Annotated in this window: 24 protein-coding genes; 6 read left to right on the top strand and 18 right to left on the bottom strand. The window is 67.7% G+C overall.

What is annotated here, in order from left to right:
* Nucleotides 1-97: 97 nt before the first annotated feature.
* From BM031_RS13335 to BM031_RS13320, 4 genes are all read right to left on the bottom strand, one after another.
* Complete coding sequence (locus BM031_RS13335) at nucleotides 98-1,774, bottom strand: tetratricopeptide repeat protein (RefSeq protein ID WP_091875062.1); 1,677 nt, start codon at nucleotides 1,772-1,774, stop codon at nucleotides 98-100.
* Nucleotides 1,771-2,475, bottom strand: a complete 705-nt coding sequence (locus tag BM031_RS13330; RefSeq protein ID WP_091875061.1) for a sensor histidine kinase — start codon at nucleotides 2,473-2,475, stop codon at nucleotides 1,771-1,773. Before BM031_RS13330 ends, BM031_RS13335 begins: the two co-directional genes overlap by 4 nt.
* A gap of 105 nt (nucleotides 2,476-2,580) precedes the next feature.
* Nucleotides 2,581-4,269 (bottom strand): FAD-dependent 5-carboxymethylaminomethyl-2-thiouridine(34) oxidoreductase MnmC1, encoded by a 1,689-nt coding sequence (gene mnmC1 / locus BM031_RS13325; RefSeq protein ID WP_229408863.1) that lies wholly within the window; start codon nucleotides 4,267-4,269, stop codon nucleotides 2,581-2,583.
* Nucleotides 4,235-4,810 (bottom strand): DNA-3-methyladenine glycosylase I, encoded by a 576-nt coding sequence (locus BM031_RS13320; protein ID WP_091875059.1) that lies wholly within the window; start codon nucleotides 4,808-4,810, stop codon nucleotides 4,235-4,237. The genes mnmC1 and BM031_RS13320 overlap by 35 nt, the downstream gene beginning before the upstream one ends.
* Before the next feature lie 42 nt (nucleotides 4,811-4,852).
* On the opposite strand from BM031_RS13320, the gene BM031_RS13315 reads away from it, so the two are divergent.
* Nucleotides 4,853-6,052 (top strand): aldose epimerase family protein, encoded by a 1,200-nt coding sequence (locus BM031_RS13315; RefSeq protein ID WP_177207749.1) that lies wholly within the window; start codon nucleotides 4,853-4,855, stop codon nucleotides 6,050-6,052.
* Here BM031_RS13315 and BM031_RS13310 read toward each other — a convergent pair.
* The 3 genes from BM031_RS13310 to pdxR form a co-directional block, all read right to left on the bottom strand.
* A complete protein-coding gene (locus tag BM031_RS13310) occupies nucleotides 6,040-7,164 on the bottom strand; it encodes a glycoside hydrolase family 2 protein (protein ID WP_229408868.1) in 1,125 nt (374 codons plus the stop codon). The two genes, BM031_RS13315 and BM031_RS13310, sit on opposite strands and share 13 nt — an antisense overlap.
* A complete protein-coding gene (locus tag BM031_RS25940; RefSeq protein WP_229408860.1) occupies nucleotides 7,134-7,916 on the bottom strand; it encodes a sugar-binding domain-containing protein in 783 nt (260 codons plus the stop codon). Before BM031_RS25940 ends, BM031_RS13310 begins: the two co-directional genes overlap by 31 nt.
* An 85-nt stretch (nucleotides 7,917-8,001) precedes the next feature.
* Complete coding sequence (gene pdxR, locus BM031_RS13305) at nucleotides 8,002-9,486, bottom strand: MocR-like pyridoxine biosynthesis transcription factor PdxR (RefSeq protein WP_091875057.1); 1,485 nt, start codon at nucleotides 9,484-9,486, stop codon at nucleotides 8,002-8,004.
* Nucleotides 9,487-9,577: 91 nt separating this feature from the next.
* On the opposite strand from pdxR, the gene BM031_RS13300 reads away from it, so the two are divergent.
* Both BM031_RS13300 and BM031_RS13295 read left to right on the top strand, forming a co-directional pair.
* On the top strand, nucleotides 9,578-10,042 hold the full coding sequence (locus tag BM031_RS13300; protein WP_091875056.1) for an OsmC family protein: 465 nt from the start codon (nucleotides 9,578-9,580) through the stop codon (nucleotides 10,040-10,042).
* Nucleotides 10,042-10,605 (top strand): FMN-binding negative transcriptional regulator, encoded by a 564-nt coding sequence (locus BM031_RS13295; protein WP_091875055.1) that lies wholly within the window; start codon nucleotides 10,042-10,044, stop codon nucleotides 10,603-10,605. Before BM031_RS13300 ends, BM031_RS13295 begins: the two co-directional genes overlap by 1 nt.
* A gap of 67 nt (nucleotides 10,606-10,672) precedes the next feature.
* Here the strand turns inward: BM031_RS13295 and BM031_RS13290 are convergent, their stop codons facing one another.
* The 3 genes from BM031_RS13290 to BM031_RS13280 form a co-directional block, all read right to left on the bottom strand.
* A complete protein-coding gene (locus BM031_RS13290) occupies nucleotides 10,673-11,341 on the bottom strand; it encodes a DUF4142 domain-containing protein (RefSeq protein WP_091875054.1) in 669 nt (222 codons plus the stop codon).
* Nucleotides 11,342-11,409: 68 nt separating this feature from the next.
* Nucleotides 11,410-12,012 carry a DUF4142 domain-containing protein gene (locus BM031_RS13285; RefSeq protein ID WP_229408858.1) on the bottom strand — a complete coding sequence of 201 codons (603 nt, stop codon included), beginning with the start codon at nucleotides 12,010-12,012 and terminating at the stop codon, nucleotides 11,410-11,412.
* 105 nt (nucleotides 12,013-12,117) lie between these two features.
* Nucleotides 12,118-13,812, bottom strand: a complete 1,695-nt coding sequence (locus BM031_RS13280; RefSeq protein WP_091875053.1) for an acid phosphatase — start codon at nucleotides 13,810-13,812, stop codon at nucleotides 12,118-12,120.
* Between the two features lie 122 nt (nucleotides 13,813-13,934).
* On the opposite strand from BM031_RS13280, the gene BM031_RS13275 reads away from it, so the two are divergent.
* A complete protein-coding gene (locus BM031_RS13275; RefSeq protein WP_091875052.1) occupies nucleotides 13,935-14,204 on the top strand; it encodes a hypothetical protein in 270 nt (89 codons plus the stop codon).
* Nucleotides 14,205-14,335: 131 nt separating this feature from the next.
* On the opposite strand, the gene BM031_RS13270 is transcribed toward BM031_RS13275, so the two are convergent.
* The gene (locus BM031_RS13270; protein ID WP_091875051.1) at nucleotides 14,336-14,803 is read right to left on the bottom strand and encodes a GyrI-like domain-containing protein; all 468 of its coding nucleotides are present in this window, start codon (nucleotides 14,801-14,803) and stop codon (nucleotides 14,336-14,338) included.
* A 266-nt stretch (nucleotides 14,804-15,069) separates the two neighbouring features.
* Between BM031_RS13270 and BM031_RS13265 the strand changes: the two genes are divergently transcribed.
* Nucleotides 15,070-15,693, top strand: a complete 624-nt coding sequence (locus BM031_RS13265) for a GIN domain-containing protein (protein ID WP_091875050.1) — start codon at nucleotides 15,070-15,072, stop codon at nucleotides 15,691-15,693.
* Between the two features lie 36 nt (nucleotides 15,694-15,729).
* Here BM031_RS13265 and arsH read toward each other — a convergent pair whose 3' ends face one another.
* Genes arsH through BM031_RS13245 form a run of 4 tightly spaced genes read right to left on the bottom strand, consistent with a single transcriptional unit; the run spans nucleotide 15,730 to nucleotide 18,560 of the window.
* Nucleotides 15,730-16,446, bottom strand: coding sequence for an arsenical resistance protein ArsH (arsH, locus tag BM031_RS13260; RefSeq protein WP_091875049.1), 717 nt, complete (start codon nucleotides 16,444-16,446; stop codon nucleotides 15,730-15,732).
* A gap of 14 nt (nucleotides 16,447-16,460) precedes the next feature.
* Complete coding sequence (locus BM031_RS13255; protein ID WP_091875048.1) at nucleotides 16,461-17,741, bottom strand: arsenic transporter; 1,281 nt, start codon at nucleotides 17,739-17,741, stop codon at nucleotides 16,461-16,463.
* A 16-nt stretch (nucleotides 17,742-17,757) separates the two neighbouring features.
* Nucleotides 17,758-18,240 (bottom strand): arsenate reductase ArsC, encoded by a 483-nt coding sequence (locus BM031_RS13250; RefSeq protein ID WP_091875047.1) that lies wholly within the window; start codon nucleotides 18,238-18,240, stop codon nucleotides 17,758-17,760.
* Nucleotides 18,237-18,560 (bottom strand): ArsR/SmtB family transcription factor, encoded by a 324-nt coding sequence (locus BM031_RS13245; RefSeq protein WP_091875098.1) that lies wholly within the window; start codon nucleotides 18,558-18,560, stop codon nucleotides 18,237-18,239. The genes BM031_RS13250 and BM031_RS13245 overlap by 4 nt, the downstream gene beginning before the upstream one ends.
* 153 nt (nucleotides 18,561-18,713) lie before the next feature.
* Here BM031_RS13245 and BM031_RS13240 point away from each other — a divergent pair, with 153 nt between their 5' ends.
* Complete coding sequence (locus BM031_RS13240) at nucleotides 18,714-19,916, top strand: MFS transporter (RefSeq protein WP_091875046.1); 1,203 nt, start codon at nucleotides 18,714-18,716, stop codon at nucleotides 19,914-19,916.
* A gap of 6 nt (nucleotides 19,917-19,922) precedes the next feature.
* Here BM031_RS13240 and BM031_RS13235 read toward each other — a convergent pair whose 3' ends face one another.
* The 3 genes from BM031_RS13235 to BM031_RS13225 form a co-directional block, all read right to left on the bottom strand.
* Entirely contained in the window at nucleotides 19,923-20,423 is a 501-nt protein-coding gene (locus tag BM031_RS13235) for an arsinothricin resistance N-acetyltransferase ArsN1 family B (RefSeq protein ID WP_177207748.1), read from the bottom strand.
* Complete coding sequence (locus tag BM031_RS13230) at nucleotides 20,408-21,628, bottom strand: MFS transporter (RefSeq protein WP_091875045.1); 1,221 nt, start codon at nucleotides 21,626-21,628, stop codon at nucleotides 20,408-20,410. The genes BM031_RS13235 and BM031_RS13230 overlap by 16 nt, the downstream gene beginning before the upstream one ends.
* Nucleotides 21,629-21,703: 75 nt before the next feature.
* Nucleotides 21,704-22,483, bottom strand: coding sequence for an enoyl-CoA hydratase (locus tag BM031_RS13225; protein ID WP_091875044.1), 780 nt, complete (start codon nucleotides 22,481-22,483; stop codon nucleotides 21,704-21,706).
* Between the last annotated feature and the right edge of the window lie 62 nt (nucleotides 22,484-22,545).

The raw sequence follows: 22,545 nt of genomic DNA, 5'->3' as shown, positions 1-22,545 counted from the left end.
CGCCGGGATGACGGTTCATTTGCAGTGGGAAGAACGGTTACCGTAGCCCGCGCCCTCAAAACCGACGTCCCGCCAATTTCGTGAAGCAGCCCTCGACTCACACCGCAGCCGCTTCCGCCAGCGCCACCGGCTCTTCCTTCGGCACCAACAGCATCAACTGCTCCATCAACTGCGCAAACCGCTGCTGCCCCGGCTGTAGCCGGTCCACGGTTGCCAGCACCACGTGCGCCTCTTCCGACAGCTCCGCGCTGTACCCGCGCTGCTGCATGTGCGACACCAGGATCTGCACCGAATTGAACAGGATGCGCGCATTGTGCGGCAGCGCGGTGCGGGCGTTGCGCATCCATTCCACCGCCTCGGCCAGCTTGTTGGTCTTCCACAGCAGCACGCCCTGGTTCATCAGGTCGACCGCTTCCTTGCGCGCGCCGCGGATCAGGCCTTCGCCCTCCTCGCCCATGCGCGCCTTCTCGAAGATCTTCTGCACGTCGTCATGCAGCAGCGGGTTGTCGTGGTTGTTGCGGATGACGTAGCACAGCAGGTCGACCGGGGCTTCCTTGCAGCCGACCGCGAACAGCAGGGTCGCCATCTCGAGACAGGTGGTCACGTCCGGGCGTTCCGAGGTGGACTGCAGCAGTGCTTCGAGCTCGTCGCCGGCCTTGCGCGCGCGGCGGTAGTCGCCGCTCTCGTGGTACACCAGGCCTTCGGTGATCTTGGTGCGCAGCTCCAGGTCCGGGTGGTCGGCGCCGAACTCGCGCTGCGCGGCGATCAGGAGCTGCAGGGCTTCCTTCGGGTCGTTCTTCAGGCCGCACACGCGCGCCAGGCCCAGGTAGGCGTCCGGCGTCTTGCGGATCGAGTACTCGCCGATCGAGATGCACTTGCGGAAGGCCTTCTCGGCCATGCCGATATTCCCCAGCTTGAGGCAGGCCTGTCCCAGGTTGCGCTGGCGCGGCACCGAATTGGGCGAGAGCTTGGCGGCGCGTTCCAGGATGCCGAGGGCCTCCTCGTGCTTGCCCAGGTTCTGGTAGGCCAGCGCCAGCTGGTCGTAGGCGTCGATGTAGTAGCGGTTCTCGGCGATCACGGTCTGGAACATCTGGCGCGCCTGCTCGTATTCGCCGTCGGCCATGCGGATCTTGGCCAGGCCCGAGCGCGCCCACTGGTACTCGCGCTGCGCCAGCACGCGCTCATAGGTCTCGCGCGCCTTGCCCGGTTCGCCGCTCTTCTCCATCAGTCGCGCCTTCATGCGCAACAGGTCGATCTCGTGCACCTTGTTGTCCACGACCTGTTCGTCGCACAGGCGGGCCGCGCGCAGGTAGTCCTTCTCGACATAGGCCTGGTCGATCAGGCTGAACACCTGCTTCTTGCGCCACACGCGGTTCAGGCGCGACAGCAGCACGCCCTCGGTGATCGGCTTGACCAGGTAGGCGTCCGGCTGGTGCTCGGCCGCGCCCATCACCGACTCCACGCTCTTCTCGGCCGACACCATCAGGAACACGCTCGACGGCTGCAGCAGGTTGCGCATGCGCGCTTCTTCCAGCACCTGCTGGCCGTTCTTGCCCTCGCCCAGGTTGAAGTCGCACAGCACCACGTCGTAGCGGGTCTTGTTCAGCAGGCCCATGGCTTCGCCGCCGCTGGCGGCCTGGTCGATGGTGCGCGCCCCCAGGCTGCGCAGGGCTTCGCGCAGCAGCTGGCGCACGCCGACGAAGTCGTCGACCACCAGGTAGGTCTTGCTGGCCCAGTCGACCTGGTCGGTGGCCGGTGTCGTGAAGGCGTTCATGGCAGGGTCAGGATGAAGCAGCCGCCGCCCAGCCGGCCGCCATTCTCGAGGCGCACGGCGCCGTGGCGCGCGCGGTGGCGGTGCATGCGCGCCACTTCGCGCGAGAAGTGCAGGCCCAGGCCCGCGCTGTTGGTCAGGAAGTTCACCCCGATGGCCGTGCCGCTCATCGCCGCGCCGCCGGCCTGCAGCAGCGAGGCCGGGTAGCCGGCGCCGTTGTCCTCGACCCGGATTTCGAGCCAGCCGTCGCGCTCGCGCGCGGTCAGCACGATGCGGTCGCGCGTGTAGTGCACAGCATTGTTGATGGCATGCGAGACCACGCCCACGATCAGGTCTTCGTCGAAGTGCCACACCAGTTCCGGGTCGATGTCGAGGTCCAGCGCAATGCCGCGCGACTCCAGCAGCACGCGCCCATTGGCCACCACCTGCTCGGCCAGCTGGCCGATGTCCAGCGGCTGCACGTCGAACGGGTATTCCGGCGTGCCGACGTTCTTGTACAGCGCCAGCAGCTGCATCAGGTTGTCGTTCAGGCGACGCGTCTGGTACAGCATCTGCGCCATCTGCGGATACGCCTTCTCGGTCTCCGGCGACGCATCGTCGAGCAGGCGCTCGAGCGTGCCGGACAGGACGCTGATCGAATTCTTCATGTCGTGCGCGGTCGACGCCAGGAACATGGACAGCTGCTGTGTTTGTGGATCTTCCATCACTGGGGCCCCGCTTCGGGCCGAAAAGTTACCGTGAGTCAATTATACCGCCCGGGATTTGACAATTTATGGCGGAATGTAACTCATTGCGATAACGCAACAGTATCAGGCCCCCGGCTGCGGCCCACGGCTGGCGCGGCGGGCGCGCAGCACGAAGCGCGCGGGGTCGAGCGCGTCGACCAGCGCGGTTTCCAGCGGCAGCGGTTCGCCTTCGAGCTGGGCGGCCAGCAGTTCGGCCGCCAGCGGCGCCCAGATCAGCCCGCGCGATGCGTAGCCGAGCAGCGCATGCAGGCCGGGATGGCGCGGCACGTCGCGCAGGCGCTCGGTGGCGCCGGCGGCGGCAAAGTCCGGCAGGCGGCCCACCAGCGGCAGGCGGTCCGGCGCCACGCAGCGAAAGCCCACGCGGCCGGCCAGCGGCGCGCCGGAAGCAGCCCCAGGGTCGGACACCAGGCCGCGCAGGCGTTCGATGTTCTCGTCCTGGCTCGACGCGCGCAAGGCCGGATCGTCGTCCAGGTCATAGGTGGCGCCGGCGCAGGCGACGCCGCCGGCGCCCGGGGTCAGGTAGGCTTCGCGGCACAGCACCAGGGGGAGCGCCGGCACCATGCTGCTCGCCAGGTGGGTGACCTGGCCGCGCAGCGCCGCCAGCGGCAGCCCGGCCGACTGCGCCAGGAAGCGCGCGCCGGCGCCGTTGGCCAGCACCACGGTGGGCGCCTGCGCCAGCACGGCGCCTTGCGGGCCGCGCGCCAGCCATGCGCCGCCATCGTGTTCGAGCGTGATGCTGCCGGCGCCGAAACGGCGTTCCAGCAGGCCGCCGCAGGACGCCAGCATGGCCTCGCACACGCTGCCGGGACGCGCCCAGCCGCCCTGCCGGAACAGCCAGCCGCCGTCCGGCGCCGGCAGCCCGAGCAAGGCCTCGGCTTCGCCGCGTTCGAGCCAGCGTGCGAAATCCGGCGGGTAGTGTGCTTCGGCCGAGATCGCGCGCGAGACCCCGGCATGGCCGGCGTCGCGCGCCAGCTGCAGCACCCCGCAGGCCTGGCCCTCGATCGCCGCGCCGATCCCGCCCAGCTGGCGCCATGCCCGCAGTGCGTACAGGTAGGCGGCGCGCGTCAGCCGGGTCGGGATATTGTCGTCCCGTGAGAGCAGCGGCATGAAGATGCCGGCCAGGTTGCCCGATGCCTCCATCGCCACGGCCGGGTGGCGCTCGATGAGCGTCACCTGCCAGCCGCGCGCGCACAGGCTGGCGCAGGCCGCGGAGCCGGCCAGCCCGGCGCCGATGACAAGGGCGCGCTGCTCCGGCAGCGGCGGCACCGGCAGGCGCGGCTTGCGGCTGGCGAACAGCGCGTTCTCGCCGTCGAAAACGAATCCTTGCGCCAGCAAGGCCGCGCGCTGTTCGCTGTCCAGTTTTTCGGTGGCCAGGCGCGCGTCGCTGGCAACGATGCGCGCCAGCGGCCGGGCGAAGCCGGCGCCGGTTTCGTCCAGGCCGCGCAGGCGCACGAAATCCGGCTGCGCGCCAAGCTGGGCCAGCGCCGCCTCGAACGGCGCCGCCAGCAGGGTCAGGGTCAGGCGCGCATCGCTTTGGGGGATGCGGTGGAAGCCCGGCAGCATGTCGCGCACCAGCGCCACGATGTGCAGCCGCGCAGGCTTGTGCGGATCGGCGCGCCAGGCCTCCTGCAGCGCGCGCACCCAGGCGCCGTCGCCGTAGGCCGTGTCGAACACCGTGTAGCGTTCGCGGCCGCGCCAGTGCGCGCCCGGCGCCATGTCAGCGCCCGGCGTGGCGGAAGCAGGCCCGGTCATGGTCGTCCACGATGCCCACGCCCTGCATGTAGGCGTAGATGATGGTCGAGCCGACGAACTTGAAGCCGCGCTTGGCCAGGTCTTTCGAGATGCGGTCGGACAGCCCGGTCTTGGCGGGACGCGACCCATCCGGCCAGTCGCTCACGATCGGCTTGCCGTCGACCCAGCCCCACAGCCAGGCGTCCAGCGTGAGACCCTGCTCGCGCATCGCCAGGTAGGCCCTGGCATTGGTGATCGCCGCCGCCACCTTGAGGCGGTTGCGCACGATGCCCGGATTGGCCAGCAGCTCGGCCACCTTGGCGTCGTCGTAGCGCGCGATCTTTTCGGCGTCCCAGCCGTCGAAGGCGGCGCGGTAGGTATCGCGCTTGTTCAGGATGGTCTCCCACGACAGGCCGGCCTGCGCGCCTTCCAGGTTCAGCATCTCGAACAGCGTGTTCTCGTCGTGGCAGGGCACGCCCCACTCGTGGTCGTGGTAGGCGATGTAGCGCGGGTTGGCCATGTTGGCCCAGGAGCAGCGGATGGGATGGGGCGCAGCGTTCATGCCGTCAGTATAAACCGGGCGGCCGCATCCAATGCTAGGATCATGCCTGGACTCCTGGCCACCCGATACCCGACGACCCTGGAAAGCAGCCACGTGACAAGTGCAAGCCGCGACACCGGTAGTGTTCTACGAGTTGCCCTGGCCTGCGCGGTTCTGGGCGCCGCCGCCACGTCGTATGGCGGCATGGCGACTGCGGCGACGACGGCGCCGGTTTGCAGCGTGCAGTCACGGCCTTTCGGAACCCTGTCCACCGGCCAGCCGGTTGCTGCGTACACCATGCGCAACGCACGCATGGCAGTGACCGTGCTGGACTATGGGGGCATCATCCATGCCATCGAGCTGCCTGACCGCGGCGGCGTTGTCGGCAATGTGGTGCGCAACCTCGCCAGCCTGTCCGACTATGAGGGCAATGCTACATTCTCGAAAATCGTCGGCCGCTTCGCTGGACGCATCGGCAACAGCGGTTTCACGCTCGATGGCAAGCGCTACGACCTGGTCGCGAGGCCAGACGGCGTGTCGGTCCACGGCGGCCCAGGCGGTTTCGGCAGCCGCCTGTGGGCCGCGGCCGCGGCCGAATGCGGCGTGGACCTGTCGCTCGACAGCGCCGATGGCGAAAACGGATTCCCGGGAAACCTCCGGGTCAGGACCAGCTTCCGGCTCGATGGCGGCGAGCTGCGCATCGACTACCATGCCGCGACCGACAAGGCGACGGTGATCAACCTGACCCACCATGCCTTCTTCAACCTGTCGGCAACATCCACCATCTATGCGCACACGCTCCAGGTGAATGCCGATTCCTGGCTGCCCACCGACAGCAAGCGTGTCCCGACCGGTGAAATCGCACCGGTCACCGGCGCACTGGACCTGCGCGCCGGTCGCGCACTTGGCGCCGTCGCCAATTCCCAGGAAGAGGCGGTTGCGGCGAACAAGGGCCTGGACCACAGCTTCGTCCTGACCGGCTCCCATGCGGCACGCTTGAGCGATCGTGGCTCCGGACGCACCCTCGATGTGTTCACAACCGAGCCGGGCCTGGTTGTCTTTTCCGCCAACGGATGGAACGGCACGCTGCGCGATGCGGCCGGCAGTCCGTTACTGAAAGGTGGTGGAGTTGCCCTCGAAACCCAGCATTTTCCAAATAGCCCGAACATTCCCGCCTTCCCCAGCACCGTGCTGCGGCCCGGGTCACCGCTGCGCAGCACGACCATCTTCCGTTTCACGACCGCTGACGCTCAAGGCCGGTAACGCCTCTCGATCCCGTCGTAATGCTTCTTCAGGGTCCAGAACGCCTGCTTCTTCTTGCCGTCGTCCGAAATCAGGCCCTTGCGGTTCCAGAAGTCCTGGTAGTAGGGATGCTGGCGGCGCGGCGAGCGGAAGTCGGCCAGCACCCAGGGCGTCATGCCGCGCAGGCCCGGGATACCGGCCAGCATCCTGAACTGGTTCTGGTACAGCCGGTCCTGGTACTCCTCGCTCCAGCGCGTGTCGGCGTCGGCGTGGAAGCCGCCCAGGGCGTCGGCGCCGAACTCGGTTACCACCACCGGTTTATCGAGCTTGATATCGAAGCGAAAGTCCAGCATCTCGGCATTGCTGGCCCAGTACCAGCCTGCGTACTCGTTGAAGCTGGCCAGGTCGATCTGGTCGGCCAGCGGGTCTTCGATGGTCATGCGCTTGCCGCTGCGGTGGATCTCCAGCGCGGCCGCCACCAGGCGGGTATCGTCCAGCGCCCGCGCGGTGCGCACCAGGCTGCCCATGAAGGCATTGCGCGGCGCGCTGATCGGGGTCTCGTTCCCGACCGACCACACCACCACGCTGGCGCGGTTCTTGTCGCGCACGATCATGTCGCTTAGCTGCGCGGTGGCGTTGGCCAGGGTCGCCGGATTGGTCCATGAAATGGTCCAGTACACCGGCACCTCGGCCCACACCATCAGGCCCATTTCGTCGGCCAGGCGGACCATCTCTTCGCTGTGCGGGTAGTGGGCCAGGCGCACGTAGTTGCAGTTGAGTTCCTTGGCCCACTGCAGCAGCATGCGCATGTCGCCTTGCCCGCGCAGGCGCCCCGGGATCAGCGGGTTCTCGTCGTGCAGCGAGATCCCGCGCAGGAACACCGGCTTGCCGTTCAGGAGAATGTCCTGGCCGCGCGTCTCGATGGTGCGAAAGCCGATGCGGTCCGCCACCGTATCGCCGCCGCCCGCCAGTTCGACCGTGTACAGCTTCGGCTGTTCGGGCGACCAGGTTTCCAGCTTCCCGGCCGGGATATCGATCAGCGCGCGCCCCTTGGCGTCGGTCTGCAGCGTGGCCTTGATCCCGGCTTCCGGAATCGACAGCGTCACTTGCCCGGCCCTGGGCGCACCGGCCATCTGGACGTAGCCTTCGATGCGGCGCGCATCGCCCCTGGCCAGCTGCACCTTGTAGTCGGCGATGTAGGTGGCCGGCAGCTCACGTCGCGCGTGATGCCGCCGTAGTTCCACCAGTCGGTGTTCACGGTCGGGATCTCGTCCTGGTGGCGCCGGTTGTCGGCCTTGACGACGACCACGTTGCGGCCCTTGGCCAGCTTGGCGCCGACATCGAACTGGAAGGGCGTGAAGCCGCCCTTGTGCACGCCGAGCTTCTTGCCGTTGAGGTAGACGTGGGCCTCATAGTTGACCGCGCCGAAGTACAGCGCGTAGTGCTTGCCCGGCTTGGGGTCGGCCTCGAAGACCTGGCGCAGCCACACCGTGCCCTCGTACAGCTGCAGCTTCTCGGCCTGCGAATTCCAGTCGCCAGGCACCTTCATGGTCGGTGAGCGGTCGAAGTCGTACTCGACCCAGTCGGTCTTGTCCTTCGGCTTGCGGTCGTCGTAGAAGCCGCCCTTGCCGCTGCTGGAGGCGTCGAACGGGCGGTGGCGGTAGTCGTAGTAGCCGTTTTCGTAGGGGTCGACGATGTAGCTCCAGCGCCCGTTCAGGCTCAGGTGGCTGCGGCCGTAGATGTTCTGCAGCGGCGTCGTCAAGCTGCTGGTACCTGCCACGGCGGCGGGCGCGCCGGCCAGCTGCACGTCGGCCGGCTGGGCCATGGCGGGGACTGCGCACAAGCCGAGCGCCCAGGCCAGCAGCACCGCGAACAGCTGTCTCATCGTTTTCTCCTTGTGATTGGCAACGTTTCCAAACCGAGCTTGAAGCATGGTAGCGACAATGGATGGGCGCGTCAAAGGCGGCGAATCAGGCAGTCAGCGCCTGCGCCAGGCGCGCCACGCCGGCGCGGATCTGTTCCGGCGTGAAGGCCGAGAATCCCAGCAGCAGCCCGGGCGGCATGGCGCAGTCGGGACCGGCCGCCGGATGGGTGTAATACGACAGCGGCCGTACTTCGACCCCGGCCGCCGTGGCGCGCTCGACTGCCTGCGCTTCGCTCAGGCCATTCATGACGCCCACGCACAGGTCCAGGCCGGCGTCGGACGGGCCGCAGGCCAGCACCCCGCCCAGGCGGCTCGCGAGCGCTTCGAGCATTGCGCCGCGGCGCTCGGCGTAGGCGTCGCGGGTGCGCCGGATGTGGCGCGCGAAGTGCCCTTGCGCGATGAAGTCGGCCAGCACCGCCTGCGGCATGATGGCGCTGTGGCGGTCGATCACGGCCCTGGCCTGCGACAGCGGTTCCACCAGGCCGGGGGGCGCCACCACATAGCCCAGGCGCAGGCCCGGGAACAGCACCTTCGACAGGGTGCCGACATAGATCACGCAGCCGCTCCTGTCCAGGCCCTGCAGGGACGCCAGCGGCGGGCCCGTATAACGGTATTCGCTGTCGTAGTCGTCCTCGATGATCCAGGCGCGGCGGGCTTCGGCCCAGCGCAGCAGCTCCAGGCGCCGGGCCAGGCTCATGGTCACGCCCAGCGGCAGCTGGTGCGACGGGGTGGCGAACACCATGCGCGCATCCGGATAGTGCTGCGCCGCGTAGGCCACGTCCATGCCTTCGGCGTCGACCGGCACCAGGCACATGCGCGCCCCCGCCACCTCGAAGGGCGCGGCGGCGCCCTGGTAGCCGGGCGACTCCAGCCACACGCCGTCGCCCGGCGCCAGCAGCAATTGGGCCAGCAGGTACAGCGCCTGTTGCGAGCCGGTGGTGACGATGATCTGCTCCGGCGTGCAACGCACCCCGCGCGACGCGCCCAGGTAGGCGCACAGCAGCTCGCGCAGGCGCGGGTGGCCGGCCGCGGCGCCGTAACCCAGGGGCAGTTCGCGCCGGCGCCAGTGGCGCGCCTCCAGCTTGCGCCAGACGTCAAAAGGAAACAGGTCCAGGCCTGGCATGCTGGGCCGGAAGGCGCGCAGGGGGCCGTCGTGGTGGCGCACCCGCGCCATTGCCGCCGCCATGGTGGCGCCGCGCCCGGACAGGGGCCGCAGCAGGCCGGGCACAGCCGATGGCGCTTCCGGCCGCGCTACCGGCAACGCCACGTCGACGAAGGTGCCCTGCCCCACCCCGCCGCGCAGGTAGCCCTCGGCCGTGAGCTGGTCATAGGCGGCCAGCACGGTCTGGCGCGAGACCCCGAGCAGCTGCGCCAGCTCGCGCGTGGCCGGCAGGCGCGCGCCCGGCGCCAGCTGGCCGTGCAGGATGGCGTCCTTGAGGCGCGCATACAGCTGGCGAAACAGCGGCGTGGCGGCGGCGCGGTCGAGCGGCGCGCTGGCGCCCAGGTCATGGATGAAATCGTGGCTGCGCATAGGATTGGTACGCCCATCTTCGCGCGGATTGGTACTTTGAGCAAGCCAAGTGCCCTCTTATGATGGCGTTTCGATCACAAGCGGAGGTGGCATGAAGCAGTTCGAAGCACGGGTCGCCTGGCAGCGCGCAGGCCAGAGCTTCCTGGATGGGCGCTACAGCCGCGCCCACAAGTGGCAGTTCGATGGCGGCCTGCAGCTGCGGGCCTCCTCTTCGCCGCTGTCGGTGCCGGTACCGATGTCCGACCCGGCGGCGCTCGACCCGGAAGAAGCCCTGGTGGCCGCCGCATCGAGCTGCCACATGCTGTTCTTCCTGTCGATCGCGGCGCAGCGCGGCTTCACCGTGGACAGCTACCTGGACCGCGCGGTGGGCCTGCTCGGCGTGGACGCGGACGGCCGCGGCGCCATGACGCGCATCGAGCTGCGCCCGGCCATCGTGTTCGCCGGCGAGCACTGGCCGACCGAGGTAGAACTCGACGCCATCCACCACCTGGCCCATGACAAGTGCTACATCGCCAATTCGCTCAAGGCCGAGCTTGTGGTCGTGCAGGCGCGCTGATGTACCTGCCGACCCGCCACCGCCAGGCAGATGTGCAGGCCATGCAGGCGCTGATCGCGCAGCATGCGCTGGGCACGCTGGTCACCCACGACGGCGCGCTGCCGGACGCCGACCACCTCCCTTTCGAGTTTGCCGAAGGCGGCCCGCACGGCCTGCTGCGCGCCCACGTGGCGCGCGCCAACCCGGTATGGCGCCGCGCCGGCCAGCAGGTGCTGGCCGTGTTCCGTGGCCCCGCCGCCTACGTGCCGCCGGACCAGCAGGAAAAGGCGGCGACGGGCGGGCGGGTCGTGCCGACCTGGGATTATCACGTGGTGCACGTGCACGGGAGGCTGCGCGCGGTGGAGGATCCGGCCTGGCTGCTGGCGCTCTTGCATGGGCAGACCGCGCACCACGAAGGGCCGCAGCCGCACCCCTGGTCGGTGGGCGATGCGCCGCCGGCCTATATCGATGGGATGCTCAGGGCGATCGTCGGGATCGAGATCGAGATCGAGCGGATGGAGGGGAAGTGGAAGGGCATGCCGCAACCGATACGCGCGCACGACTCGACGACGCACGCAACTTAGGCACCGGCCTTCGCCGGTGCGACGGTTTTTCGGTTAGCGCAAAGAATGAGTGAGGTAGTTCCCAGCCCTACTTCTTGTTAGGAATCGGTTCCTTCCCCGTCGCCGTGCTGGTATCCGTTCCTGGCGTCCCCGCCGTACCGGTCGCGTTGCGCGCAGTGGTGGCGATCATTTCGTTTGCCATGATCAGGTGTTGCTCGACCACCGGGCGGATCTTGAGCGCCAGCGCCTTGATGTCGGCATCCTTCACGCCTTCCAGGTTGGCGCGCAGTTTTTCATGCGTGTCGTGGTGGTCGGCGCGGCCCGACTGCTTGATGTAGGTGCGGTCGAAAATGTCGCCGCTGAGCGTTTCGAGCAGCTTCGACTTGGCCTTGAACTTGACGTTCAGTTCGGTGGGCAGTTCCACGCCCTTGGTCTTGGCCAGCGCCTGCACCTCGGCCTGGGCCTTGGTGTGGTCGTCGATCATGCGCTGGGCGTAGGCCTTGACGTCGGCGTTCTGGCTCTTGCCGATCGCGATCCTGGCGGTGGCGATCTCGGCCATGTTGGCCATCGCCAGGTCGGTGAGCGCATTGCGGTCGGCGCGCGACAGCTTGGTGGCGGTGGCTGGCGCGGCGGCCGGTGCGCCGGCCGATGGCGTGGCGGCCTGGCCCGTGTCGGCTTGCGCCGGCGCTGCGCCGAACAGGGCGGCGACCAGCGTGGCGGCCGCCAGGTGGCTGATGTGCTGTTTTTTATTCTGCATGGAATTCTCCTTTGAAGCACATGCGCGCCGGCGCGACGGATGCCTGCACCGGCGACCTGCTGCTTTGCTTACTTGCCTGAGGTAGTACCCGATTTCGCCATCGACATCTGCTGCGCGGCTTTCAGGTGCTGCTCGACGGTCGGGATGGTCTTGTCGGCCGCGGCCTTCACGTCGGCATCCTTGGCGCCCTTGCTGATCTTTTTCAGCTTGGCGTGGGTAGCCTTGTGGTCAGCCAGCCCGGCCTGCTTCATGTATTCCTTGTCGAACGCGTCGCCGCTGAGCTTTTCGAGCTTGGCCGCCATCGCCTTGTGCTTGGCGTCGGGCTCGGTCGGCAGGGTCACGCCCTTGGCCTGGGCCAGCGCCTGCACGTCGGCCAGCGCCTTGCCATGGTCGTCGACCATTTGCTGGGCGAAGGTCTTCACCTCGGCATTCTGGCTCTTGCTCAGCGCCAGCTTGCCGGTTTCGACCTCGGCCATGTTGGCGACGGCCATGTCGGTGATGCCCTTCTTGTCGGCGGCGCTCAGCTTGGCCGCACCCGAGCTGGTGGCCGGCTGTGCGGTCTGGGCCTGCACGCCGGGTGCGCCGAACATGACCGCGAGTACGCCCACCGCGAGCAACTTCTTGAGGACCTGGTTGTTCTGCATGGTGATCTCCTGGTGATTGGTGTGCATGGTGCACGTCGCTTGAAGCGTCTCGGAGTGTAAGCTTCCCGCGCCCGCCACAGCGCACGTTAGCCCAGCCGCAACTACGTGGACCCGACCAGGAATCGGCCCGCGTCAGCGGAAGCGGAGCGCGGCCGTCAGGTCGCCCGGCGGACGCGCCCCGCGCTCTTCGAACGCGGCATTGCGCGCGGCAAGGCCTTCCAGCAGCGGCAGGCCATGCAGGCGCGTGATGAAGCGCAGGATCGAGGTGGTGTCGTAGAAATTGTGGTCCACCGCGCCGCGCTTGGCGTGGGGCGAGACGACGATCGCCGGGATACGCGAACCCGGCCCCCAGCGGTCGCCCTTGGGCGGCGCCACGTGGTCCCACCAGCCGCCGTTCTCGTCGAAGGTGATGACCACCACCATGTCCTTCCACTGGGGCGACTTCTTCAGGTGCTCGATGACGTTGGCCACGTGGGCGTCGCCCGATTCGATGTCCGAGTAGCCGGCATGCAGGTTCAGGTTGCCCTGCGGTTTGTAGAAGCTCACGGCCGGCAGCTTGCCGGCTACTACGTCGGCAAGGAAGCGGTTCGAGATCGGGCTGTCGCCCAGGCCGCCGTCGCGCAGGTGTTCTTCGCGCGCCCTGGTGCCCGGCGCGAACTGCTTGAAATAGTTCAGCGGCTGGTGGTGGTGCTGGAAGTTGGGGCGCTGGCCCGCGCCGCGCCCGTCGAGCGCCGCCTGCCAGGCGCCCCCGTACCAGGCCCAGCTCACGCCGCGCTCGGACAGCAGGTCGCCGATGGTCTTGTAGGTTTGCGGCGGCAGGGTCGACGGGTCCTGCGGGTCGGCCAGCTGCGGGTCGCCGCCCGGGGCCGGCCGCACCCAGCTCGGCTGGTAGGGCGGCGCCATGGTGTTGACCGCGTAGCCGTCCGGCGTGATGGCGCCGGTATGCGTGTAGCGGGGCTTGCCGCCCATGGCGGAAATGGGCGAGGTCAGCGCCACCTCCAGCCGGTGGCCGGCGGGGCCGTCGGCCAGCACCGCGATCTTCGATTTCGCCGGGGTCGAGGCGGCATGGAAATATTCCGGCGTACGGCCGCTGACCAGGAACTGGTGGTTCAGGTAGGAGCCACCGAAAGCGGCCATGAAGAAGTTGTCGCACAGCGTGAACTCGCGTGCGATCTGCCACAGGCCCAGGTTCTTGCTCGATTCGCCGTAATAGCCCATGACCATGCCGCCGGCATCCGACCACGCCGCGAAGCCGTCGTTGCGCCCGCCATTGATCTGCATCTGGTTCTGGTAGAACTGGTGTACCAGGTCGCGCGTGACGATGCCTTCCGGCAGTGGCTTGCCCTCGGCATCGGCCAGCTTCCACGGCGCGTTCGGCAGGCCCTGGATGTCGTCTTCCTTGACCAGGTAATCCTTGCCGCCCAGGTTCTGGCGGCCCGGCACCATGCCGCCCCAGATCTTCGGCAGCGTCGCCAGCACCGAACCGTCGCGGTCCTTCTGCTGGGTGGCATGGGGCGGCAGGCCGGACAGCGGCGCGGCCAGGCCGGGGAAGTCGGCGAACAGGTTGTTGAAGCTGCGGTTCTCGAGGTAGATCACGACCACGTTCTTGACGTGGGCGCGCAGCTTGGCGTCCAGCGAGCTGGCGGCGCGCGGCGCCGGTTTGGCCGGTGCGGCCTCGGCCAGGCCGGGGACAGCCAGCGACAGGCCGGCGGCAGCGGCCTGCATGACGCGCCGGCGCGCCGGATCGTCGGGTTGGGGTTCGGTGGAATCGTGGGGGGCTTGGTCCTGCACTGCGCGCTCCGTGGTCGTCGACGTGGAAACGGGCATTATCCGTGCTTTTATTGCTTACCGGAATATTGACGCCGAGATGGCCGCCATCCCGTGCGCCCGATACAGCCGCGCGGCGTATAGTGGATTGATGCGGCCACCGGCCGTCGAGCGAGGCCATCATGAAAACCGACGCATCCCCCACCGAGACCTGGCATGGCCTCCCGCTGAGCCCGGCGCAGAACCGCGAAGTGCTCAACTATATCCAGCACTGCGGCCGGCTCGGAGTCGCCTGGGATACCCCCGCATTCCACGGCATGATCAACGACATGCTCAGCCCTCCTGAGATGCCGGACGACGGCGACGACGACATTGCGGGCTACACCGAAAACGAGCTCTTCGCTGCCACGCACGAGGAACCGGGCGAGCGCCTGGTCGACGACACGCCCTGACCGGGCGCGCAGCCTGTCAAACGCCGGTCATAATCGGCAGGCACACTGGGCCTGTCCTTGGGAAGGGATGCTGGCGGCGCAAGCCGCCCTACCGGCGCCGGCGGTCGGGAAACATACCGGCACCATATTTGTTACAGCAGCGGAATCAGGATGTCGTAGGCGTTGTCGGGGCGATTGCCATCGTCCAGGCTGGGCGTGTAGCGGCGGTCATAGCGCTCGATGCGCCAGCCCTCTTCATCCGGCACCATGCCCAGCTGTTCCATCGCGGCGAAGCCGGTCAGGTAGGAGGCTTCCACCCGCGCCATCGGCCCGCGGTGGGTCAGCATCGCATAGCGGCGCGCCGGGATGCGGATCCCGATCATGCCCGGCGGCAGGTGATTGAGGTCGGCCACCTCGGCCGCGACGCAGGCGAGGTGCACACCCTCTTTTTCTTGCAGGCGCACGCCGTAGCGCAAGCCGCTGCTTTCGCCCAGTTCGCTTTCGCGTTCGATGAACGTGCTCCAGATGTCCGGCAAGTCCGCTTCCAGGACCGATTGCGGACCTGCGAGCGGCAGCCCGGCGAGCTTCATTTCAGGGAGGGTCAGGGTCGAGATGTGCATGGTTTTTGCTATGGAATGGACGAAGAAATTATAGCCTTAACACCTCGACAATATTGCCATAGGCGCAATCGTGCGCAAGCATTTGTCGGCTTCAGCCAGCAATTAAGTTTGAAAAATGCACAAAGCGGCCTGGCGCCCCGGCTATTCGATGCGCATATCCGCCGGCGCGGCAATCCAGTCCCGCAATTTTGCAGTTCGTCGCAAACGGCAAGCCGTCCGCAGTCTGCCTTCCTACAATGGACTCATACCACTTACCGGAGTCCACCATGCAACGCCTGATCCTCGCCGCTGTCCTGTCTGTTGCTTCGCTGAATGCCCACGCCGACGAACAAGTGCGCAGCGTGACGCCGTTCAAGGGTATTTCCGTGCATGGCCCGGTCAGCCTGACCGTGGAAGCCGGCAAGTCGTACTCGCTCAAGGTGTATGGCGACGCGAAATTCATCGCCCGCGTGACCAACGAAGTGGTCGGCGGCGAACTGCGGCTGGACATGAAGGACAGCTCGCGCAACAGCATCGAGTCGAGCGACCGCGTGGTCGTCACCATGCCCGAGCTGCAGACCTTCAAGGGCGAAGGCGCCGGCGTGATGCGCCTGGTGAACGTGCGCGGCGAACGCCTCGACGTCAATTACCGCGGCGCCGGCCGCCTGGCCATCGACGGCCAGGTACGCGAACTGCGCCTGCGCGCGCAGGGCGTGGGTGAAGTCGACACCAAGGCCCTGATCACCCAGGAAGCCGACGTCAGCTTCGAAGGCATCGGCAACGTCAGCATCTATGCGAAGGACAAGCTCAATGCCAATGTGCGCGGCATGGGCAACCTCACCTACTACGGCAACCCGCGCATCGTGAACAAGACGGTGTCGGGCATCGGCAGCGTGGTGGCGGTCAAGTAAGGTGCCGGGCACCGCTTCGGTGCCCTGCTTCCCCTGCTACAGCCTGGCGATCTGCGCGTCGATCTTGCGCTGTGCGCGTTCGCTGCGCTCACTGTACCGGTCGGTCAGGTAGTCGGTCCGCCCGCGCGTCAGGAGCGTGAATTTATAGAGTTCTTCCATCACGTCGACCACCCGGTCGTAGTAACTGGACGGGCGCATCCTGCCTGCGTCGTCGAATTCCTTGTACGCCATCGGCACCGAGGACTGGTTCGGGATCGTGAACATCCGCATCCAGCGTCCCAGCAGGCGCATCGTGTTGACCACGTTGAAGGATTGCGAACCGCCGCACACCTGCATCACCGCCAGCGTGCGGCCCTGGCTCGGGCGTAGCGCGCCCTGCTCCAGCGGGATCCAGTCGATCTGGTTCTTCATCACCGCCGTGATGGCGCCATGGCGCTCGGGACTGCACCACACCTGGCCTTCCGACCACAGCGAGAGCGCACGCAATTCGACCACCTTGGGATGGGTCTCGGCGACGCTGCCGGCCATCGGCAGGTCCATCGGATCGAAAACCTTTACCTCGGCGCCGAAGTGCTCGAGGATGCGCGCGGCCTCAAAGGTGAGGAAGCGGCTGAACGAGCGCTCGCGCAGCGAACCATACAGGAGCAGGATGCGCGGCGGATGGGTCATCTCGCCCACGGGCGCCAGCTTGTCCAGGCTGGGCAGGTCGAGCTGCTCGGGGTGAAGGTTGGGGAGATCCGGGATCTTGGTCATGTCATTCTCTTCCTTCAGCCCAGGCGCAGGGCAAGCGCGCACAGCGTGACGAACAGGATAGGCAATGTCAGCACGATGCCGACACGGAAATAATAGCCCCAGGAGACCTGGATGCCCTTCGCCGACAGCACGTGCAGCCACAGCAGGGTCGCCAGGCTGCCGATCGGCGTGATCTTGGGGCCGAGGTCGGCGCCGATGACGTTCGCGTAGACCATCGCCTCGCGCACCACGCCCTGGGTCGCGGTGGCGTCGATCGCCAATGCCCCCACCAGCACGGTCGGCATGTTGTTCATGATCGAGGACAGGATGGCCGTGATGAAGCCGGTGCCCAGCGCCGCACCCCATACCCCGTATTGCGCGCAGTATTCCAGCAGCGCCGTCAGGTAAGCGGTGAGGCCGGCATTGCGCAGCCCGTACACTACCAGGTACATCCCGAGCGAGAACACCACCACCTGCCACGGCGCGCCGCGCAGCACCGCGCGCGTCGAAATGCGGTGGCCGCGTGCGGCAACGGCCAGCAGCAGCGCGGCGCCGGCCGCGGCGACGGCGCTGATCGGCACACCGGCGTCGTCCAGCCAGAAGAAGCCCACCAGCAGCATCGCCAGCACCCACCAGCCTGTAACAAACGTGGCGCGGTCGTGGATGGCTTCCTCGGGGCGCTTGAGCTGCGCCAGGTCGTAGTCGGCCGGGATGTCCTTGCGGAAGAACCAGGTCAGGGCTGCCAGCGTGGCGGCAACCGACACCAGGTTGACCGGCACCATGACCGCCGCATAGCGCGCGAAGCTGATGCCGAAGTAGTCGCTCGAGACGATATTGACCAGGTTGGACACCACCAGCGGCAGGCTGGCGGTGTCGGCAATGAAGCCGGCGGCCATGACGAAGGCCAGCGTGGCGCGCGCCGAAAACCGCAGGGCGAGCAGCATGGCGATCACGATGGGGGTCAGGATCAGCGCCGCGCCATCGTTGGCGAACAACGCAGCCACCGCCGCCCCCAGCAGGATGAGCAGGACGAACAGGCGCCGGCCGTTGCCCCGGCCCCAGCGGGCCACATGCAGGGCCGCCCATTCGAAGAAGCCGGCCTTGTCGAGCAGCAGGCTGATGACGATCACGGCCACGAAGGCGCCGGTGGCGTTCCAGACGATGTTCCAGACCACCGGGATGTCGCTCGGCTGGATCACGCCCGCAAGCAAGGCCACCAGCGCGCCGAGGGAGGCGCTCCAGCCGATGCCCAGGCCGCGCGGCTGCCAGATCACGAGGACCAGGGTGGCGACAAAGATGAGGAAAGCGGTCAGCACGGCAGTACGTCCCCCATCACGCCGGCAGCAGCGTGCCGATACGGTCCAGCTCCGCCTTGAAGCGCGCGCGGTCCTGCGCCAACGCGTCCAGCGGCAGCGCGATAAACGCGTCGATGCGGGCACGCAGGATCGCGTAGGCCTGTTCGAATGCCGCCGTGATTTGTTCCGGCGTGCCCTCGACGTGGCTCGGGTCTTCCACGCCCCAGTGGGTGCGCAGGACCGGGCCGAGGTAGGCCGGGCAGGTTTCGCCGGCGGCGCTGGCGCAGACGGTGACGACGATGTCCGGGGTCACCGGCAGCGCGTCCCAGGACTTGCTGTAGTAGCCGTCGGTCGGGATGCCTTTTTCGGCCAGCAACTGCAGCGCGCGCGCGTTCAGGCGGCCGGTGGGCTGGCTGCCGGCGCTGAGCGCATGCCAGCCGGCTGGCGCGAGGTGGTTGAAGACGGCTTCGCTGATCAGCGAGCGGCAGGAGTTGCCGGTGCAAAGGAAGAGGACGTTCATGGTTTCTTGGTTGGTGCGCAGACAGGGGAACATGGGTTGCCGCCGCAGCAGTTCTCGGTGAGGAAGCCCAGCAGGGCGTTCATCGTGTCGAACTGCGCGGCGTAGATGATGAAGCGCCCTTCCTGGCGCGGCGCGATCAGGCCGGCGTGGGTGAGCTCCTTCAGGTGGAAGGACAGCGACGAGGCGGGAATGCCGAGGCTTTCCGCGATCCGGCTGGCGGCCATGCCCGCCGGCCCGGCCTGCACCAGCAGGCGGAAGGTCGCCAGGCGCGACTCCTGGGCCAGCGCGGCCAGCGCCGCGATGGCGGCTTTGGTGTCCATGCCGGTGTGTTCAATCATTTCCATCATTATCGAATTATACCAATTTGGGGTGACCCTTCGAAGATTATCGAAGTAATTTGACAGGATGATGACAAACCGGCACGCATGATCCGGCTGCGGTAGAGTAGATGCCTGTCGCGTCGGGAGTTCACCTTGCCAGTCGTTCGCAGGACCATCGCCATCTTGTCCATCACGCAGATCGCGGGATGGGGCGCCATGTACTACGCCTTCGCGGTGCTGGCGCCCGATATCCAGCGCGAGCTGCACCTCTCCACCGAAATGGCGTTCGCTGCCTTTTCCTGGAGCCTGCTGGTAGCGGGGCTTGCCTCGACGCCGGTCGGCGCCCTCGTCGACAGACACGGTGGCCGCTACGTGATGGCGGCGGGCTCGGTGGCCAGCGCCATCGGCCTGGCCTGGCTGTCGCGCAGCACCAGCACCGCATCCTTCTTCGCCGCCTGGACCGTCATCGGCCTGGCCAGCTCGCTGTCGCTGTATGAAGCGGCCTTCGCGACCATCAACCGCAAGGTCGCGGTCGGCGCCGGACGCGCGATCTCGACCCTGACCCTGTTCGCCGGCTTTGCCAGCACCATCTTCTGGCCGCTGACCTTCGCGCTCGACGCGCACATCGGCTGGCGCGACACCTTCCTCGTGTACGCGCTGCTCCAGGTGCTTGTGTGCCTGCCGCTGCACCTGTGGCTTGGGCGCGATGCGCCGCACCAGCCGGTGGCGGCCGGCGCCCCGCGCGACAGCCACACCCTGGGCGAAGCGATCCGCCACCCGATCTTCTGGAAGCTGGCGCTGGCCTTCGCAGTGAATTTCTTCATCTTCTCGGCGCTGGCGGTGCACCTGATCCCGCTGCTCAAAACCCTGGGCCATTCGGCCGCCACGGCGGTGCTGCTGGCTTCCCTGGTCGGCCCGATGCAGGTGGCCGGCCGCATCGGCGAACGCACGCTGGCGCGCGACGCGGCGCCGCAGGTGGTGGGGCGCTTCGTGTTCGCCACCCTGCCCTTCGGCCTGCTGTCGCTGGCGCTGCTGGGCACCCAGGCGTGGGCGGTGGCGCTGTTCTGCGCCCTGTACGGGATGAGCAATGGGGTGCTGACGATCGTGCGCGGCACCTTGCCGCGGGTGCTGTTCGGCGTACGCCACTACGGCGCGATCACCGGGGCGATGGCGGCGCCGGCGCTGGTCTCGAAAGCGGCCGGTCCGCTGATCGGCGCAGCGGTGCTCTCGCGCAGCGCAGGCCCGACGCTACTGCCGCTGGTGCTGTTCGGCTGCGCCCTGTGCTCGCTGCTGCTGTACCACTCGGCGATCCGCACGGCGGGGCAAGCTATCGATGGCGAGCGCCAGGCTGCCTGACGGCCCTCACGCCAGGCGCAGCTCCCAGTAGCCGACGTCGACCCAGCGCCCGAACTTGCGCCCTACTTCGCTGAAGTGGGCCACTTTGCGAAAGCCCAGCTTTTCGTGCAGCGCGACGCTGCGCGCGTTGGGCTGGGCGATCCCCCCGATCACCATGTGCACGCCGCGCGTACGCAATGCGTCCAGCAGCGCGCGGTACAGCGCCGCCCCCAGGCCACGCCCGGACGCGCCGGCATCCAGGTAGACCGAGCTTTCGACGGATGTGCGGTAGGCCGGGCGCGCACGCCATTTGGTGGCGTAGGCATAGCCGAGCAGGCGGTCGCCGTCGCACGCCACCAGCCATGGCAGGCCGGCTTCGTGCACGCCTGCGATGCGCCCGGCCATGTCGCCTGGCGCCACCGGCTGCTCCTCGAAGCTGATGGTGGTACTGGCGACGTAGGGATTGTAGATGGCGCACATGGCGGCGGCGTCATCCAGCGTGGCGGGGCGAATCAGGATGTCTGGCATGGTCGATCGGTCCTTGGCAGGAGGATGGCAAGAATGCCCAGCAGCGGCAGGAAGGATGCGATCCGGTACACGTATTCGATGCCGGTGGTGTCGGCCATGGCCCCCATCGCGGCCGCGCCGATGCCGCTGATGCCGAACATCAGGCCGAAGAACAGTCCCGCGATCATGCCGACCTTATTCGGCACCAGCTCCTGCGCGAACACGACGATGGCCGAGAAGGCCGAGGACATCACCAGCCCGATGATCACCGACAGCACGCCGGTCCAGAACAGGTCGACGTACGGCAGCGCCAGCGTGAACGGCGCCGCGCCCAGGATCGACACCCAGATCACGCGCTTGCGGCCTATGCGGTCGCCGATCGGCCCGCCGGCGAAGGTGCCGGCCGCCACCGCCGCCAGGAACATGAACAGGTACATCTGGGCCGACTCCACCGACACCTGGAACTTCTCGATCAGGTAGAAGGTGTAGTAGCTCGACAGGCTGGACATGTAGATGTACTTCGAGAACACCAGCAGCGCCAGCACCGCGAGCGCCCACAGCACGCGCCCGCGCGACAGTCCCGGCCCGGCGTGGACCGCGATCTTCTTGGTCGCATTGCGCAGGTGGCCCGCATACCAGCGGCTCACGAACAGCAGCACCGCCACGGCCAGCAGCACCAGCAGCATCAGCCAGGCGATCTTGCCCTGTCCGCGCCCGACGATGATGGCCGCGGCCAGCAGCGGCCCGAAGGCCGAGCCCAGGTTGCCGCCCACCTGGAACAGCGACTGGGCAAAACCGAAGCGCCCGCCCGAGGCCAGGCGCGCCACGCGCGAGGCTTCCGGATGGAAGGTCGAGGAGCCGATGCCGATCATGCCGGCCGCCAGCAGCAGCATGCCGAAGCTGCCGGCCAGCGACAGCAGCGCCACGCCACCGAGCGTGACGCACATCCCGAGCGGCAGCAGGAAGGGAATCGGGCGCTTGTCGGTGTACAGGCCAATCCAGGGCTGCAGCAGCGAGGCGGTGCACTGGAAGGTCAGCGTGATCAGGCCGATCTGGGTGAAGCTCAGGGAAAATTCGTGTTTCAGCAGCGGATAGATCGCCGGCAGCACGGCCTGCACGCAGTCGTTGAGCAGGTGGACAAAGGCGACCGAGAACAGGATCTGCATGACCGCGGCCGGTGGGGTGGCCGGGGCGCCGGTATGCGGTGTCGGGAGTGGCGTGGACATGGGATGGTGCCGGAACGGGAGCCGGCCAGTGTACACCGGGCAGCCGGGGCGCGTATCCGGCCGCCCCGGCCAGCTTCAGTCGAACTGGCTGAAGTCCGGCTTGCGCTTCTGGAAGAAGGCCATGAAGGCTTCCTTCGCTTCCGGCGCCAGCAGCATGGCGGCGAAGCGTTCGTTCTCGGCGGCGATGGCCGCTTCGATGGCCTCGACGCGCGGGCGCTTCATCAGGGCCTTGGTGGTGCGGATCGATGCGGCCGGCAGCGCGACCAGCTTGGCGGCCTGCTGTTCGGCGAAGGCGCGCAGTTCCGCGGCCGGCAGCACGCGCGTGACCAAGCCCATGTCGGCAGCTTCCTGGGCGCCGAAGGATTCGCCCAGCAGCAGTTTTTCGGCGGCGCGCGGGTAGCCGGCCAACTGGGTCAGCAGCAGCGAGGAACCGAATTCCGGGCACAGGCCGAGCTGGGTGAAGGGCATCGAGAACTTGGCATTGTCGGCGCAGTAGACCAGGTCGCAGTGCATCAGCATCGTAGTGCCGATGCCGATCGCCGCGCCGGCCACGGCGGCCACCACCGGCTTGCTTGAGCCGTGCAGCGCGCGCATGAACTGGAATACCGGACGGGCTTCGGCCGGCACGCCCGGGACCGGGGCGGAATTCTTCATGAAGTCGTCGAGGTCGTTCCCGGCGGTGAAGATTTCCGGCTTGCCGGCGATGAGGATGGCGCGCACGGCGCTGTCTTGCTCGGCGTCGAGCAGGGCATCGGCCATCGACTGGTACATCGTGGCGGTGATGGCGTTCTTGCGCTCGAGGCGGTTGAATTCGATGGTGAGCAGGCCGTTGGCCTTGGTGATCAGCATGTCCATGTCTGGAAATCTCTCATTAGATTTGAGTTCAGATGAACGCGCGGGCGGGAGACCCGCCCACC

The sequence above is a fragment of the Massilia yuzhufengensis genome, assembly GCF_900112225.1.
In the GTDB taxonomy this organism is placed as follows: domain Bacteria; phylum Pseudomonadota; class Gammaproteobacteria; order Burkholderiales; family Burkholderiaceae_D; genus Telluria; species Telluria yuzhufengensis.
Note: the sequence above shows the minus strand (reverse complement) of the source record. Positions and strands in the feature narration are given on the sequence as shown.